Source organism: Bradyrhizobium sp. in8p8 (genome assembly GCF_000426845.1).
In the GTDB taxonomy this organism is placed as follows: Bacteria; Pseudomonadota; Alphaproteobacteria; order Rhizobiales; family Xanthobacteraceae; genus Bradyrhizobium; species Bradyrhizobium japonicum_C.
Genome location: NZ_AUGD01000031.1, coordinates 1 through 14,363 on the forward strand (window position 1 = coordinate 1; position 14,363 = coordinate 14,363).

17 protein-coding genes and 4 pseudogenes are annotated in these 14,363 nt (G+C 63.7%); 13 read left to right on the plus strand and 8 right to left on the minus strand.

Translation table 11 applies throughout. The features are described from left to right. Positions 1-93 precede the first annotated feature (93 nt). A pseudogene (locus K408_RS41645) lies at positions 94-339 on the plus strand (IS66 family transposase); the annotation flags it as partial. Then, positions 303-698 (plus strand): annotated as a pseudogene (locus K408_RS43035) (ATP-dependent DNA ligase); the annotation flags it as partial. The pseudogenes K408_RS41645 and K408_RS43035, both read left to right, overlap by 37 nt. A gap of 60 nt (positions 699-758) precedes the next feature. On the opposite strand, the pseudogene K408_RS43785 reads toward K408_RS43035, so the two are convergent. Next, positions 759-1,139, minus strand: a pseudogene (locus tag K408_RS43785) (IS110 family transposase); the annotation flags it as partial. An 80-nt stretch (positions 1,140-1,219) separates the two neighbouring features. Here K408_RS43785 and K408_RS39760 point away from each other — a divergent pair. Beyond that, a pseudogene (locus K408_RS39760) lies at positions 1,220-1,881 on the plus strand (SOS response-associated peptidase). 28 nt (positions 1,882-1,909) lie between these two features. Here K408_RS39760 and K408_RS42490 read toward each other — a convergent pair. Then, a complete protein-coding gene (locus K408_RS42490) occupies positions 1,910-2,056 on the minus strand; it encodes a hypothetical protein (RefSeq protein WP_155248797.1) in 147 nt (48 codons plus the stop codon). Between the two features lie 343 nt (positions 2,057-2,399). Between K408_RS42490 and K408_RS0135300 the strand changes: the two genes are divergently transcribed. Both K408_RS0135300 and K408_RS0135305 read left to right on the plus strand, forming a co-directional pair. Then, positions 2,400-2,600 (plus strand): hypothetical protein, encoded by a 201-nt coding sequence (locus K408_RS0135300; RefSeq protein WP_024343253.1) that lies wholly within the window; start codon positions 2,400-2,402, stop codon positions 2,598-2,600. After that, positions 2,597-2,824, plus strand: a complete 228-nt coding sequence (locus K408_RS0135305) for a hypothetical protein (protein WP_024343254.1) — start codon at positions 2,597-2,599, stop codon at positions 2,822-2,824. The genes K408_RS0135300 and K408_RS0135305 overlap by 4 nt, the downstream gene beginning before the upstream one ends. Here the strand turns inward: K408_RS0135305 and K408_RS0135310 are convergent. Then, a complete protein-coding gene (locus K408_RS0135310) occupies positions 2,818-3,087 on the minus strand; it encodes a DUF6894 family protein (RefSeq protein WP_024343255.1) in 270 nt (89 codons plus the stop codon). The two genes, K408_RS0135305 and K408_RS0135310, sit on opposite strands and share 7 nt — an antisense overlap. A gap of 145 nt (positions 3,088-3,232) precedes the next feature. Continuing rightward, entirely contained in the window at positions 3,233-3,481 is a 249-nt protein-coding gene (locus K408_RS0135315; protein WP_024343256.1) for a hypothetical protein, read from the minus strand. Between the two features lie 403 nt (positions 3,482-3,884). On the opposite strand from K408_RS0135315, the gene K408_RS0135325 reads away from it, so the two are divergent. After that, positions 3,885-4,598: an EAL domain-containing protein gene (locus tag K408_RS0135325; RefSeq protein WP_051160786.1), complete on the plus strand. Its 714-nt coding sequence runs from the start codon at positions 3,885-3,887 to the stop codon at positions 4,596-4,598. A 127-nt stretch (positions 4,599-4,725) separates the two neighbouring features. Then, complete coding sequence (locus tag K408_RS0135330; RefSeq protein WP_024343258.1) at positions 4,726-5,052, plus strand: hypothetical protein; 327 nt, start codon at positions 4,726-4,728, stop codon at positions 5,050-5,052. A gap of 6 nt (positions 5,053-5,058) precedes the next feature. Here the strand turns inward: K408_RS0135330 and K408_RS0135335 are convergent, their stop codons facing one another. Together K408_RS0135335 and K408_RS0135340 are read right to left on the minus strand one after the other, a co-directional pair. After that, positions 5,059-5,250: a Myb-like DNA-binding domain-containing protein gene (locus K408_RS0135335; protein ID WP_024343259.1), complete on the minus strand. Its 192-nt coding sequence runs from the start codon at positions 5,248-5,250 to the stop codon at positions 5,059-5,061. 201 nt (positions 5,251-5,451) lie between these two features. Beyond that, positions 5,452-5,679: a hypothetical protein gene (locus tag K408_RS0135340; RefSeq protein ID WP_024343260.1), complete on the minus strand. Its 228-nt coding sequence runs from the start codon at positions 5,677-5,679 to the stop codon at positions 5,452-5,454. A gap of 127 nt (positions 5,680-5,806) precedes the next feature. Here K408_RS0135340 and K408_RS42495 point away from each other — a divergent pair, with 127 nt between their 5' ends. The 6 genes from K408_RS42495 to K408_RS0135370 all read left to right on the plus strand — a co-directional run bounded on the left by K408_RS42495 (position 5,807) and on the right by K408_RS0135370 (position 10,391). Then, positions 5,807-6,004, plus strand: a complete 198-nt coding sequence (locus K408_RS42495; protein WP_024343261.1) for a hypothetical protein — start codon at positions 5,807-5,809, stop codon at positions 6,002-6,004. A 159-nt stretch (positions 6,005-6,163) separates the two neighbouring features. After that, on the plus strand, positions 6,164-6,484 hold the full coding sequence (locus K408_RS0135350) for a hypothetical protein (protein WP_024343262.1): 321 nt from the start codon (positions 6,164-6,166) through the stop codon (positions 6,482-6,484). A 13-nt stretch (positions 6,485-6,497) separates the two neighbouring features. Next, entirely contained in the window at positions 6,498-7,124 is a 627-nt protein-coding gene (locus tag K408_RS0135355; RefSeq protein WP_024343263.1) for a hypothetical protein, read from the plus strand. Between the two features lie 224 nt (positions 7,125-7,348). Then, on the plus strand, positions 7,349-7,534 hold the full coding sequence (locus K408_RS0135360; RefSeq protein WP_024343264.1) for a hypothetical protein: 186 nt from the start codon (positions 7,349-7,351) through the stop codon (positions 7,532-7,534). A 214-nt stretch (positions 7,535-7,748) separates the two neighbouring features. After that, positions 7,749-9,035 (plus strand): NRAMP family divalent metal transporter, encoded by a 1,287-nt coding sequence (locus tag K408_RS0135365; RefSeq protein ID WP_024343265.1) that lies wholly within the window; start codon positions 7,749-7,751, stop codon positions 9,033-9,035. A gap of 141 nt (positions 9,036-9,176) precedes the next feature. After that, the gene (locus K408_RS0135370) at positions 9,177-10,391 is read left to right on the plus strand and encodes a mandelate racemase/muconate lactonizing enzyme family protein (RefSeq protein ID WP_024343266.1); all 1,215 of its coding nucleotides are present in this window, start codon (positions 9,177-9,179) and stop codon (positions 10,389-10,391) included. Positions 10,392-10,395: 4 nt separating this feature from the next. Here the strand turns inward: K408_RS0135370 and K408_RS0135375 are convergent, their stop codons facing one another. After that, complete coding sequence (locus tag K408_RS0135375; protein WP_024343267.1) at positions 10,396-10,677, minus strand: hypothetical protein; 282 nt, start codon at positions 10,675-10,677, stop codon at positions 10,396-10,398. A 140-nt stretch (positions 10,678-10,817) separates the two neighbouring features. Next, complete coding sequence (locus tag K408_RS0135380) at positions 10,818-14,348, minus strand: LuxR C-terminal-related transcriptional regulator (protein ID WP_245265988.1); 3,531 nt, start codon at positions 14,346-14,348, stop codon at positions 10,818-10,820. Positions 14,349-14,363: the final 15 nt, after the last annotated feature.

The window sequence follows — 14,363 nt, forward strand, 5'->3', positions numbered from 1 at the left end:
CTTCGAGATATCAAGCCCGATTGTCACCATAGCTTGTCCTCCTTCTTGGGGTGCCCTTTCGCAGCTTATCAGGGCGGGGACCGTCCATCTCATTATGTTCGCGATGACCGACCGTTTGGCGGCACGGATCCGCCGGCGGCCCTGTTCTACTACTCACGCAACCGGGCTGGAGAGCATCCGCAAAGCCATATTGCCGGCTATGTGGGCCTGATGCGGGCCGATGCCTTTGATGGATATAACCAGCTCTACAAGGCCCAAAGGAAGCCGGCTTCGATCCTTGAAGCGGCCGGAAGTCCCCGGCGATCGGCATCAAGGCGCCCTTTCCCGGCTTTATCGAACCGGCGTTGGCCTCCTCGGTCGAGAGGGTCCCCTCTGGCGAGCGGTGGATTCACGAGATCAAGTTCGACGGTTATCGCGTTCAGGTGCACTTGGCGAATGAGGCCGTGACCATCTACACCCGTCGCGGCCACGATTGGACGAGGCGCTTCAGGAAGATCGCCGACGACGCATGGCACGTCGAGGCAGGCTCCGCGATCATCGATGGGGAAGTTGTCATTCCGGCCGCCGACGGTACGACCGATTTCTCCGTGCTTCAAAACGAATTGAAGGGCAATTCCTCCAAGCTCGTACTCGTGGCCTTCGACCTTCTCTACCTGAACGGCCGCGACCTCCGCAGCCTGCCGCTGGTCCAGCGTAAATGTACCTCGGATTTCGTTATCGATATCAATCTGATTCGTCTGGAGCATCTTTCGGTTTGTAAGAAGCATTCGAAGTTCCTGGCTGGCCTCGCTTTTGACGTGCACCGGACTAAACCAACCGACACGCATCGCTTGAGCGATAGCCCGAGCATCATTTCGGTCGGTTTTAATCGGCATTGTCTTGGTGACACCGCGAAGCTGGCGAGGATCAATACACACAGCCCGCACGCCTCGGGCACGCAATTCCGCATAATGCCAACGGGCAAGACCACCGATTTCAAGGCCAAACTTGTTAAGATTGACCTCAACGCTTGCGAGCCCCTGGGCAATTGCATCCGGCTCCGATGCCGTCTTGCCCTCCTTCAGAATAGAGCCTTTCTCATCGACGACGCAGATCGCGGTGTCTTTCAAAGATACGTCCAGGCCAGCATAGTGCATCATAGTGATCCCTCCGAGGAAGCGCGGCTCCTACAGCCGCTCCGATCGACTTTGCCAAACGGAGCAGCGGCCGCAATCACCTCATCTATTCGATCACGACCAACCAGGCGGCCATCGCCGACCTCTTCCGCATCGTCCGCCGCTACGAAGGCAACTTGCCGCGGATGCCCGGTGTGTTTTCCGGATTATCCCGCCCTGGTTATACGCGACGCAGTCGGCGGTGAGCGCGAGCTGGTGACGATGCGCTGGGGACATGCCACCTCCGCCCCCGCACCGGCGGACCACCCGTCACGAACATCCGCAACACCTCGTCGCCGCATTGCGAGCCTGGCTCAAGTCCGAGAACCGCTGCCTCGTGCCAGCCAATAGCTTCGCCGAGTACGCGCCCGAGCCGAATCCGGAGACGAAGAAGAAAGACATCGTTTGGTTTGCGCTCGCGGAGGCACGCCCATGGTTCGCATTCGCCGGCATCTGGACCACCTTCAATGGCGATCGTGGCACGAAGTCGAAGCCTATTCCTGGACCGCATCAGGTTTACGGATTTCTGACGACAGCACCGAATGCGGTTGTCGAGCCGATCCATCCGAAAGCAATGCCGGTAGTCCTGACAACAACGGAGGAATGGGACGTATGGTTGCGGGCACCTTGGGACGAAGCAAAAGCGCTGCACCGGCCGCTTGCCGATCAAAGCCTTAAGATTGTTGCACGGGGCACCGACAAGAAGGAAACGTCATCGCCGGAATGATGCGACGCACCACAATTTCGATCGCGCTTCACTGGTCATCATCCTCCTCCGGAGGCACCTCCTGCGTCTTCCGCCCCAAAAACGTCTCCGGGAGCGGCTGCTTCAACAACTCGCGGCATTCGCGCGCGATCCGGCGCATGTAATCGGTTTGCTCCTGCTCGGCAGGCGACAGCACGATAGATCCGCTTCATGGCGGCTCGCTTCTTGCAGGCGGGAGCGCGCTCGGTCTCTCAGCACCGACGCCCACGGACGAATGCCTTGGCCGGTGATGTCTCGCAAACGACCTGAGGTCGCCTTTGTTCAATTGTGAACTCAAGATTCGCTCGCACTCAAGATGAGTAGGTGGCTCAAAGCGCTGCAATCGCGTCGAGGAGATTTAATTCGCGCGCCTTATCAAATGATGTGACTCCTCTCGCTCGGCGGCGTAGGGTTAACCATCACCGCAAAGGCTCCCTGGCATCGATCGGTGATGAGAACGCGAGTTTCGCTCCCGCCCTTTCGAACAAGGGAGATGCGCCATGCTGACACGGCGACGTTTCAAACAAACAAAGACCCTGACCGAACGCCTCGCGGATGAAGCCGCGCGCTGCCGCGACGAAGCGCGCGCGCTTGCGCCGGGCCACCGGCGCGAGATGCTGCTGCGCCAGGCGCGGCAGGACGAGACCGCCATGCAGATCGAGGCCTGGCTGCGCTCGCCCGGCCTGAGGGCCCCGACATGACCCGGCAATATCGCGCTTATCTCGTCGGCGAGGACGGCGTCTTCCGCTCGGCCGAAGCGTTCGAGGCCCCGTCCGATTCCTCCGCCCTCACCTTCGCGCGGCGGTTCACGCGGCACGGCAAGGTGGAAGTCTGGCAGCTCGGCCGCAAGGTTGCCGTGCTGGAGCCCGAGCAGTCCCTGCCGCCGTTGCGGCAGCCGTCCCGATCGGCCCCGGCGCGTCAATGACCGCGTGAGGACGGCCGCGACTTGAGATCCTCGATCTGGAAGCAGAACTTCACCTGCATGACGGGACCGCAGGCATCGCGCACCTCGATCGCCATCTCGTGCCGGGCGCCGGTGAGCTGCGCCGACAGCATCTCATCACGCGCCACGTCGGCGGCGGACTTGGCAGCTTCGGCCTGAACCGCGCGCGGCCCGGATAATTCCAGCCCCTCCTCGTCCAGCGCAATTCCGTTGTCGTCGCGAAGATCGAAGTAGTACCGGGGCATGGCCGCATCCTTTGCCGTAAATAGGTCGAGGAACGAGCAAAGGTTTCTGGCGCGACCAAAGATTTCTGCCGGTGATCAGGAGTTCCGGGAACGCCGCGAGGCCGCTCCGCTCCGACGGCACGGCGGCCGGCTTGCGCAGCGCCTCTCATTCCTCCGCGAGCTTGCGCTCGATATAGGCGTCCACCGTCTCGGCGAACGAGCGCTGCACGCCGACAGCCACATCGTGCTGGTCGAGCGCATCGCGCTGGAGCACGCGCAGGCCGCGTCCGCGCATGCTGGCCGGCGCCGTGTTCAGGAACTGGTCGATGGCGCCCTCAGCGAGCGGGATGGCCTTGGGATCGCCCCTGGCGATCAGGAGCCTGAGCAGGCTCTGGCATTCGGCCAAGCCGGGCATGGCGTCTCTCACCTCTGCTGGGATTTCGGCTTCGGCCGCTTGACCGGCTGGGTGTGGGTGCCGAACAGCGCCAGCAGGAACGCGACTTCTTCCTTCGAACCGATCTGGATCATGATCGTCTCTCCTTTCGATCCGTTGGTCGGGCTCCGGCCCGGCCGAGTTCAGGACGATATGGTTTCGTCCCTGTTTCAGACGTGTTTCATCGGGCGTCCACCCCCGGGGCACCGCCGGCTTGTGTGCACAAATGAACATCGGGCGAGGCCGCCGGGCAGCCTGGGCGGAAGGCTTCTTTGTTCCTTAACGAGCTGTGCCGTACCCTCGCCGCATCGGGGACGCTGGGCTGGAGACGGACGTGAAGTGCGCGGGATGCGGGGACGGGACGGAGTTGCCGTTCCAATTCAGGATGGCGTTCCAGCCGATCGTCGACGTCGCCGAACACCGGGTCTGGGGCTATGAGGCCCTGGTGCGCGGGCCGAACGGCGAGAGCGCGCACAGCGTTCTGAGCCAGCTCACCGACGATCAGCTCTACCGTTTCGACCAGGCCGCCCGCGTCATGGCGATCGAAACCGCCGGACGCCTGTTCGACGATCCGCAGGCGCGCCTCTCCATCAACTTCATGCCGAATGCCGTGTACGAGCCGCGCGCGTGCATTCAGCAATCGCTCGCGGCGGCGCGGCGCGCGAACTTTCCCGCGACCAACCTGATGTTCGAGTTCACCGAGAACGAGCGGATGAGCGATCCCAGGCATGTCGAGAACATCATCGGCGCCTACAAGGCGCTGGGGTTCTGGACCGCGCTCGACGATTTCGGCGCCGGCTATGCCGGGCTCTGCCTGCTGGCGCGGCTGCAGCCGGACCTGATCAAGATCGACATGGAGCTGCTGCGCGGCATCGATGCCAGCCGTCCGAGGCAGGTGATCGTGTCCGCGCTGGCCGCGATCGCCCGCGAGCTGGACATCACCCTCCTCGCCGAGGGCGTGGAGACCGAGGCCGAGCTCACAGCCCTGCGGGCGGCCGGCATCCGGCTCTTCCAGGGGTACTATTTCGCCAGGCCCGGCTTCATGTCGCTGCCGCGCGTCGCGGGTTTTCAGCCGCTCGAGGTGTCGGTCGCTGGTTGAGAAGGACGGCAAGCATTCGTTCACCCTTCCGACAGACTGATGAACGGGGGTCCGCGCCGACCTTCACGCCGCATTCATGATCCCGGTCCTAAACCGCCGGCCGGAGAAACGGCAGGCAGGTCGGACGATGTCCTTTGACCCGATGGCCGCAGCGGTCGATTGGCTTGATGCCTACCGCGCCGGCGACATCGAGAGCATCCTTGGAATGTATGCGGACCACGCGGCGATCCACTGCGCCTGCGGCGGCTCGAAGATGAGCTCGGACCCGGATGGACGGCGCGCCTATTGGGTTCATCGTCTGCGGAATTATCCTGCGACCGGCCTCGACAACCTCCAGCCGTTGGAAGACGCGGTGGTGATCTCGTACGTCGCGCGTGGCGGCATCGTCAGCGCAAGCCTGACGTTCGATCCGTGCGGGCAGATCGCCGCGCACGTCTGCGGTCCCTCGCACTAGGCTCGCTCACTTGCCGCGCTTCTGCGTAACGAGGCGCAGCGCAATGCCGTGCTGCCAGGCTCGCACCCGCACGGCCGCCTCGCTCCGATTGAGCTCAGCGGCAATCTCGTCGGGCCGCCGTCCGGCTTCCGCCATGGCCTTCAACCGCTCGTGTTCGTCCGCCGTCCACTTCTTCAACAAGGGATAGCGCGATTGCATGGTGGGAGCTGCCTCAAACGCCGTTCAAAACGGATAGCACAATCGCCCCCGACAGAGGAAGTTCCCGGCTCCGGCCGAGGCGGCGAACGGACATGGCCCCCGCATGAGCGAGTGGGCTTCCAACGGCAAAGCCCGCGCGGACCGGTCCGCGCGGGCTGCCGTCGACGCGCCGGCGCGATGAGGCCTTCGCGCTTCTTCTCCTTAGTTCGAGGTGCAGACCTTGACGGTCTTCATGCCGGCCTCGGCCTCGGACCTGGTCTTGTAAACGGTGTCGCCGCTCACGACCGTGGTTTCCGTGGTCGTGGGCTTCGACTCGGTGATGGTGCACTTCTTGGTCTTGACGTCCTGCACCACGTAGAACGATTGCGCGAACGCGGGAGCTGCAACCGACGTCAGCACGGCGGCAGCAATGATCGCTTTGATGTTCATCGTGTCCTCCTCCAGCAGCCCGTCATCCAGGCTTGTCTCGTACAAACATCACAAATTGCCACTTGTTCCCGAATTGGTCCGAACCAATTCCGGCGGGCGGCGTTGGTGCGCAGAACAGGAGACTTCGATGCTGGACGTACGGCTTGTGACAACTTCTCTGGCGATGCTGGCTGCGCTGATGACCGTGGCTGTGGCTGAGCCTGTCAAGGACAAGGCGGCACCTGTCGCTCAAGGCCCGGCCGAAGCGCGCCCCATTCGCGTGATCCTGCCGGCGCCCTGGGAGCCTGCAACGGGCCAGCGCGAAGCAGTGCAGTCTGCGAAGTAGAATGACTGTGGGCTGGTCCTCGCGTGTACGACGAGCGGCGGCTGCGCTCGCTCGACGCTGTCGCGGCCAAAGCGCCGCAGCAGACTCGTCCGGAGCCCACGCAACCAATTCGAATCTCGCATGTTGACGCCGGCACAATCACTTGCAGGAGAAAAAAACATGTCACGTTCAGCTGTACTGGCTGCAACCTTGCTGCTGCTCGCCGTGGCGCCCGCGGGCGCGCAGTCGCAGCCGGCGCAAAGCGGCCCTGGAAACAACGCCGTCAACAGCGCCGACCAGAATAACTCCAACGCACCGGTCGCCGGCCGCAACAGCTTCACCGAAGGCCAGGCGAAGTCGCGCATCGAGGCGGCGGGCTATTCCAACGTCTCCGGCCTGCAGAAGGACAACGAGGGCGTCTGGCGCGGCAAGGCCGACAAGGCCGGCACCAAGGCCGACGTCAGCGTCGACTTCCAGGGCAACGTGAACCCCGCCAAGTAAAGGAAATCCAGATATGACGACCACCATCTCTCGCCTCTACGACAATTATTCCGATGCCGAGCGGGCCGTAGCCCGGCTCGAGAGCGCCGGCGTGCCGCACTCCGACATCAGCCTCGTCGCCAACAATTCGGACAATTGGTACGGCTCGTCGTCCGGCAAGGTCGACCGTGATCGCGACGGCACCGACGATCGCGTCGAAGGCGCCGGGACAGGTGCCGGCATCGGTGCCGGCCTCGGCGGCACGGCAGGTCTGCTCGCCGGGCTCGGCCTCCTGGCGATCCCGGGCCTCGGCCCGGTCGTCGCGGCAGGCTGGCTCGCCGCGACCGCTGCGGGCGCTGCTGCCGGCGCGGCCACCGGCGGCATCATCGGCGCGCTGACGGAAGCCGGCGTCTCCAAGGAAGATGCATCGCGATATGCCGAGGGCGTCCGCCGCGGCGGGACGCTGGTCTCTGCAAGAGTGCCCGACCAGGACCGCGCACGTCTTGATGCGCTTCTGCACGAAAAGTCCGTGAACCTCGGGGAGCGCAGCGCGACGTGGCAGAAGGCCGGCTGGACCGACTTCGACGCCGCAAGCCCGCCGCTGTCGCCGGAAGATATCGGCCGCGAGCGCGAGCTGTACGGCGCGGGCTCGCGGCGATAAGCCATCACAGCCGACAAGACAAAGGCCCCGCGTGAGCGGGGCCTTTCGATTGTCCAGCGCCGGTGATCCCGGTGCCGGCTTGCCCATGCTCCCATCCTGCCGGTGTTTTGCCCGACGCGTCAACTTTATCTCGAATGCAACACAGCGGATTCGGCGAAACGAAATCTCTTCGCTCCATGCTGGGACATGTCGGACTAACGAGGGACTAGCCGGAGAGATCGTCGATGTACTACGTCGCCGCTGCATTGCTGGGACTGTCGGGACTGTTCTACTCCGCGGGCCGTCACGAGCTCGGCCAGTTCGGCGCAGACGTCTGCCGCTATGGCAGCACGTTCTGCGACAACCCGGTGCTCGTCTTCGCGGGCGCCGCGCTCGCCGCCGCCTGGGGCATGTTCGTCAGCGTGAAGTAGACCGGCCGCGCCGCCTCATCCCGCACGCAATTTGCCGCTTGCGACAAGCCTCCGAAGGACGCGGGATGATTGTTGCGATGATGGCAATCTACCCCTGTTTTGCCCGACGGCACAAACGAATTTAGAATAATCAGAATTCTTGGGCCGGCGGCAGGGAACGTTTGTTCCTTCGCTGACATTTGCTATGAAAGCATCTGCCCTTCGAGGTTCTTTCATGCGCGACGGCGCCCTCACCCCGACGAAATCCGCGCCGACGCTGCTGCAAAGGCTGGGTCCGGGCCTTGTCACCGGCGCCGCCGACGACGATCCGTCGGGCATCGCCACCTATTCGCAGGCGGGCGCGCAATTCGGCTACGGTCTGCTGTGGACCGTGTTCCTGACCACGCCGTTCATGATCGCAATCCAGCTCGTCAGCGCGCGGATCGGCCGGGTCACCGGCAAGGGGCTCGCCGCCAACGTCATGCAGCTCGCGCCGCGCTGGGCCGTCCTGGCACTGATCGCCATGCTCGTGACCGCAAACACGTTCAACATCGCCGCCGACATTGCCGCGATGGCCGAGGCGCTCTCGCTCGTCATCGGCGGCCTCAACCACGAGCACGCGCTGATTTTCGCCGCCGGCTCGACCCTGCTCCAGGTGTTTTTGCCCTACCGCCGCTATTCGCCGGTGCTGAAATTTCTCACTTTGGCGCTGTTCGCCTACGTCGCGACCGCCTTCACCGTCGAAATACCCTGGAGCACGGCGCTGCTGGCCGCGGTGTGGCCGAAGGCGAATGTCAGCGCCGACTATTTGATGATGGTGGTCGCCGTGCTCGGCACCACCATCAGCCCCTATCTGTTTTTCTGGCAGGCCTCGCAGGAGGTCGAGGAGATGAACCAGGGCAAGCGCGACAAGCCGCTCCGCGACCTCAAGCGCGGCGGCCTGCGCGAGCTCGACCGTATCAAGATGGACACCGTCTGCGGCATGCTGCTGTCCAACGGCATTGCCTTCTTCATCATCCTGACGACGGCATCGGTCCTCCACGCCGCCGGCGTCACCAGGATCAATTCGGCGACGGAAGCGGCCGAAGCGCTGCGGCCGCTCGCCGGCGATTTCACCTTCGCCCTGTTCGCGCTCGGCATCATCGGCACCGGCCTGCTTGCCATCCCGGTGCTGGCGGGCTCGGCCGCCTACGGCGTTGCGGAGATCTTCGGCTGGCGGGCCACGCTGGAAGCGAAGCCGGACGAAGCGGCCGGCTTCTACACCATCATCGCCGCGGCAACCCTGATCGGGTTCGGCCTCGGCTTCACGGGGATCGACTCGATCCACATGCTGGTGTGGAGCGCGGTGCTCAACGGCATCGTCGCCGTCCCCATCATGGCCATGATGATGCTGATCGTCTCGAGCAGCAACATCATGGGCCGATTCAGGGCCCGCTCATGGTTGATCGGGCTCGGCTGGCTTGGCACCGCGCTGATGGGGCTGGCAGTCCTCGCCCTGCTCGGCTCGTCCCTGATTGGCTGACGAGCCCGGCGAGCGCGGAAACGCGCTGCCCAGCTCTCCTTCGCTACACCCTTCCCGGCAGTCCTCGCTTGCCCTAAACAATGCGGCCAGGGCCCGGCATGAGATCGGGCCACAAGAAGCCGCCGGGCGACAGGGAGCGACATGACCGGATCATCAAAAGCAACGAACATCGAGATTCTGGCCTGCGACGCCGGCTGGAGAAACTATCACTTCGTCAAGCTGACGACCGAAGACGGCATCGTCGGCTGGAGCGAGTTCGACGAGGGCTTCGGCTCGCCCGGCGTCGGCGCCGCGATCCAGCGCCTCTCTGCCCGGGTGATCGGTCAGAACGTCTTCCAGCACGAGCGCATCTTTGCCGAACTGTTCGCGGCGACGCGTCCCGCCGCGGGCGGCGTGGTGGCGCAGGCGCTCGGTGCGATCGAGAATGCGTTGCTGGACGCCAAGGCGAAATCGCTCGGCGTCCCCTGCTACGAGCTGCTCGGCGGCAAGATCCGCGACCGTGTCAGGGTCTACTGGTCGCATTGCGCCACTTGGCGGATCAATCACCCCTCCTGGTACAAGCCGCCGATCGAAAGTCTCGACGGCGTCAAGGCCATGGGGCGCGAGGTGCGCGAGAAGAAGTTCACCGCGCTCAAGACCAACATCTTCTCCTATGACGAGGGCAGGCCGACCGGCTGGCGTCCCGGCTTCGGCTCACCGTTCGCGCCCGAGATCAACGTCGACCGCAAGATCCTGCGCGACCTGCACATGCATCTGGAGGCGATCCGCGACGGTGCCGGCCCCGATGTCGACATCCTGCTGGACTGCAACTTCAACGCCAAGACCGAAGGCTATCTGAAGATCCTGCGCACCATTGCCGATATCGACATGTTCTGGGTCGAGATCGACAGCTTCAATCCGGAGGCGCTCGGCTATATCCGCAGGCAGAGCCCGCATCCGATCTCGTCGTGCGAGACGCTGCTCTCCTTGCGCGAATTCCTGCCCTATTTTCACGCGCAGGCCATGGACGTCGCGATCATCGACACACCGTGGAACGGCGTCTGGCAATCCATGAAGATCGCTGCCGCCGCCGAGGCGTTCGAGGTCAACGTCGCCCCGCATAATTTCTACGGCCATCTCTGCTCGATGATGAACGCGCATTTCTGTGCGGCAGTGCCGAACCTGCGCATCATGGAGATCGACATCGATCGTCTGTCCTGGGATCGCGAGTTGTTCACGCACGAGCCTGATATCAGGGACGGCCATCTGATCGTCCCGGACCGGCCCGGCTGGGGCACCGAGCCCAACGAGGAAGCCTTGCGCGCGCATCCGCCGAAGACGAGCGGCGGGCTGCTGAATTACGGCCGCAAGAGCTGAGACGCTACGGCGTCACGGGATTGACGGTCGGGGACGTCTTGGGCCCCGGCCGCGCCGGTTCGACCGACGACTTCGGATTGGTCGGAAGCACCTTCGCGCCCGCGGCCCGGGCCGCTTCGCCCGTGGTCGCATACATTGCCACATGGGCCGGCTGCGTCTTGGCGCGGCTCCACGGCCCGTGGTCGACGATCAGCATTGCCGCAATCGTCACGCCCGCCACGATCAGCGCGATCACGCCGGGATGGCGGAGGGCGGCAGAGATGGAGCTGGCGAAGCGATTGGTCATCGAAGAGTCCGCTATTTCCTATCCCAGATTAATTCAATAGCGGCCGGCGGGTTCCGCACTCTCGGCTGGTTCCCTGGCAGCGCGCGACCGCCGGTCGCGCTCGCGCACTGCTCAGCGTCAGCCAATGAGGCTGCAAGATGTCAAATCAGCAGATCATGGGGCGCAGATGGAATGCCGGGATGCGAACCATGATGACCGTCGCGGGCCCCGTGCTCGTCCAGCGCATGCGGCATCACTTCATCTTCCTGACTGAGCGCAGCGTGCGGTTTATGAACCTCGTCAGGCTCTGCGAGGGTGATGAGCGTGGAAGAAGCTGCCCCGTCGTCGAAGCGGAACACCTGATCGATGCCGCCGAGCGCGGGCGCGGATTCTGATGCCGCTACACCGGAATGTGCATCGCGCTGCGAATTGCTCTGGTCCGCGCTGTTGGTTGCGATGCTCGCGCCTGCATCCGCTCCTTTGGCCGAGCTTGAATGGCTCGGATTGCCGTGTTCGGCGCCGCTGGGTTCTGCCGTCTTCACGGCTCCCGGCGAACCGTCTTGAGGATGCCCATTGTCGTTCCCAATGCCGCCGCCGGATTTGGGCTTGGCTTCGGCGATCTCCAACGCCCCCGCCTTTGCAGACTCCGGCTCTGCCGCGTGCTGTGAATGGCCGTGCTCCATGTCGCCAGCATTTGCGTCGCCCTTGCCCGCTTCCGATCCTTTTGCAGAAGCCGAGCGGCCCGAATGACCGTGCTCGGCCTCGCCGGACTCTGCCGTCTTCGCTGCTCCTGGCGGACTGTCCGGAGCCTGGGATTGGTGCTCATGGTCATTCCCGGTGCCGTTGCCGGGTTTCAACTTGACCTCGGCCATCTCCGCAGCCCCCGCCTTTGCAGACCCCGGCTCCGCAGGATGCTGTGAGTGCCCGTGCTCCGTGTCACCACCACCTGTCCCGCTCTTGCTTGCTTCCGCTCCTTTGGCGGAAGCCGAGTGGCCCGAATGACCGTGCTCGATGCCGCCGGACTCTGCCGTCTTCTCTGCTCCTCGGGGACTGTCTAGAGCCTGGGAATAGTGTTCATGGTCGTTGCCGACACCTTTGCCGGGTTTGGACTTGGCTTCGGTGATGCCTGCGTCCGCCGCCTTTGCAGACGACGGCTCCGCACCGTGCTGTGAGTGGCCGCGGCCCGCCTTGTCATCCGGTGCGACGCTCGGTTCGGCGGCCTCAGCCGCTTTCGACCCTTTTGCAGAATTTGCATGGCCTGAATTGCCGTGCTCGGCGCCTGGTCCTTTTGTCTTCGCTGCCTTTGGCGGATCGTCTGGGGCCTGCGAATGCTGCTCATTGCCATGACCGACACCGTTGCCGGGTTTTGAATCCGCCTGCGCCATCTCTGCCTTTGTCGAACCTGGCGCTGCAGTATGCTCAGGGTTGCCGCCGCCGATGCCGGCGCCCGTGCCGAAGCCTGGTTGGGCCGTGTCGTTCTGCTTCGTCGACGGAACGCCGGCGTTCGAATTCATCGGCTCATTCTTCGCGGAGAAATTCTCCGCGGCCGGGGTCGCCGCGCTATGACCAGGCGGGGTTGATGATCCGTATGCCGACACACCGGAAGGACCGGTGCTCTCCTCCGTTGCATCCGCCGAGCCGCTCGTTGCGGCGCCGGACTTTGCCGCTGTCCCCGAGCCGATCCGAACGGCTGCGAATTGGAAGCTGAAGCCGTCATCGGCCAAAGCGCTCCAAACGTCGGCCGTCGCGAGCGAATCCTCGCTCGCGTGGCCGCTGCTCGCACTCACAGCGGTCTCATCGGTTGAGGCCGGCATCAGCGCTTGTTCGAGTTGCTCCAAGGTGGCTGCATGGACGCCGCCCTCTGTTTGCTGAGCGAAGTCCGCCTCGGCAACGGCCACGATTCCCTGCAGATGGACCTCCACGAGGCTGCGATCCCCGACATCGAGCACACGATCGGTCGGATTCACATAGACGATCGTCTCGTTGCGTTCGGAATCGTAGACCCAGGCGAGGGTATGTGGCGGAATGGATTTCGGCGCCGCCGTCAGATGCAGCCAGGCCAGCGCTCCGAATGCTGCGAGATTGAGCCTGCCGGGGCCGGACGTGGAATCCAGCACCAGCTCGGCGGCGTTGGACTTGGACTCGATCGGGGAATGATTGACAACGTGTTCAACGTTGCCTCCCATCGGTTGATCGCGGCCAAATCCGGCCGGGCCTGCATCGTGATCGGAGTCCAACAAGCCGACAGGTTTTTGAACATTGTGACCAGGGACATCCGGGCCCGCTTGGCTCTGAACGCTGTCCTGCGCGATGTCGCTTGCAATGGTCACGGAACCGGAATGCCGACCGGCATCATGGGGAAGCACATCCGACGCGGAGTTGCCCCCGTGATTGCCCTCGACATGGGTGATCGCGGCCAAGCCTGTGGTCGCATTCTCTCCGCCGATGGCCAGAAGGGTGTCTACGGATCCTTGATCCAGCTCATGCGCCTTGGCCTGATCGGGATCCTGCAGCGCGAAGATCAGCGCGCCGGCGACAGCGGCGAAGGCGCCATATCCGCCTTGCGGCGACATCGGACTGGAGGCGAATGGCGGGAATTGGTGTTTCGGAGCCGGCTCATCGCCAGCCGGCGTATCGTTGATTCCTCGCAGCAAGAGTCCAGGAAGATTGGGCGAGATCGATCCGACAGGATCGACATCCTTCCACGGTTTCGAGACGATAAATTGCTCGGCTGCGCGTAGTGCTTCCATCGCCGCCGCCGGGTTGGGGACCTGGTTCGCCCTCGCAAAAAAGTCCTTCTCGCTGAACGCCGACGTCGCGTCGGATTGCGAGAGGATGAGACGCTGGAGAATGGCCTTCTTCCAAACCTCATACAAGGCGTGCTCGCCCGCGTGGCCAACGTGGCTATCGGCCTGGGAGATGCCGTTCGCTTCCGAGGCCTTGAGCTCATCCGCAATTGTGAACGCCAGGAAGGCCAATGCGAGCGCGCCGAGGCCCGACGTGCGTTGCAGCAATGCGATGGTCGCGAGCACGGTTCGGTTGGTGATCTCGAGCTTCTGGAAAATGTTGTAGAGGTGGACCTTGACCGTCCCTTGTGAAACGTTCAGCTCGCGCGCAATCTCCTTGTTCGACATTCCCTCCGACACGAGCCGCGCAATTTGACGTTCTCGATCCGTCAACAGCGTCAGCATCTTTTCGATTTTGCCGTCCTCGGCGGCATTCTCGACCGGCGAGAGATCCCGGTGCTGCAGCGACACACCGCTCTTTGCCATCAGCCTCAGGGAGCGCAGCATGGTGACCGGGGCGGCATACTTGGAAATTGCGCTACAGGTGCCGGCAGCAATCGCCGCGGTCAGACCGGCATCGGACTCCGTAAAGAACACCAGCCGCGTGGAGAGCTTCTCGGCTCCTGCAATCGCCAGGATTTCATTTGCGGTCAGATCCGGCAGGGCATCGCCAATCAACGCGACGTCGGGTGCCAATTTTCGAATGGCTTCGAGACAGCTCGCGCCATCGCTGGACGATGCGACAACGTCAAAATCCTGCTGTGTCCCGAGTACCGACTTCAAACCCTGCAGGACCATCGGTTGCCGATCGACGATCACAAGCCGGATGGGGTTGGGTATCCCTTGCCTGGCGGACGCGTCCAACATCGACTTTGCCTCGACCCGGTCCTCTATGTCCTTCGGCATATGGCCGTGGCCGGG

Bases quoted from the DNA above. Each gene is read 5' to 3' on its own strand.
- K408_RS0135370 (WP_024343266.1), top strand. From the start codon at position 9,177: ATGACCGGATCATCAAAAGCAACGAACATCGAGATTCTGGCCTGCGAC.
- K408_RS0135355 (WP_024343263.1), top strand. From the start codon at position 6,498: ATGACGACCACCATCTCTCGCCTCTACGACAATTATTCCGATGCCGAG.
- K408_RS0135350 (WP_024343262.1), top strand. From the start codon at position 6,164: ATGTCACGTTCAGCTGTACTGGCTGCAACCTTGCTGCTGCTCGCCGTG.
- K408_RS0135310 (WP_024343255.1), bottom strand. From the start codon at position 3,087: ATGCCCCGGTACTACTTCGATCTTCGCGACGACAACGGAATTGCGCTG.
- K408_RS0135315 (WP_024343256.1), bottom strand. From the start codon at position 3,481: ATGCCCGGCTTGGCCGAATGCCAGAGCCTGCTCAGGCTCCTGATCGCC.
- K408_RS0135375 (WP_024343267.1), bottom strand. From the start codon at position 10,677: ATGACCAATCGCTTCGCCAGCTCCATCTCTGCCGCCCTCCGCCATCCC.
- K408_RS0135365 (WP_024343265.1), top strand. From the start codon at position 7,749: ATGCGCGACGGCGCCCTCACCCCGACGAAATCCGCGCCGACGCTGCTG.
- K408_RS0135380 (WP_245265988.1), bottom strand. From the start codon at position 14,348: ATGCCGAAGGACATAGAGGACCGGGTCGAGGCAAAGTCGATGTTGGAC.
- K408_RS0135360 (WP_024343264.1), top strand. From the start codon at position 7,349: ATGTACTACGTCGCCGCTGCATTGCTGGGACTGTCGGGACTGTTCTAC.
- K408_RS0135335 (WP_024343259.1), bottom strand. From the start codon at position 5,250: ATGCAATCGCGCTATCCCTTGTTGAAGAAGTGGACGGCGGACGAACAC.
- K408_RS0135330 (WP_024343258.1), top strand. From the start codon at position 4,726: ATGTCCTTTGACCCGATGGCCGCAGCGGTCGATTGGCTTGATGCCTAC.
- K408_RS0135305 (WP_024343254.1), top strand. From the start codon at position 2,597: ATGACCCGGCAATATCGCGCTTATCTCGTCGGCGAGGACGGCGTCTTC.
- K408_RS0135340 (WP_024343260.1), bottom strand. From the start codon at position 5,679: ATGAACATCAAAGCGATCATTGCTGCCGCCGTGCTGACGTCGGTTGCA.
- K408_RS42495 (WP_024343261.1), top strand. From the start codon at position 5,807: ATGCTGGACGTACGGCTTGTGACAACTTCTCTGGCGATGCTGGCTGCG.
- K408_RS0135300 (WP_024343253.1), top strand. From the start codon at position 2,400: ATGCTGACACGGCGACGTTTCAAACAAACAAAGACCCTGACCGAACGC.
- K408_RS0135325 (WP_051160786.1), top strand. From the start codon at position 3,885: ATGGCGTTCCAGCCGATCGTCGACGTCGCCGAACACCGGGTCTGGGGC.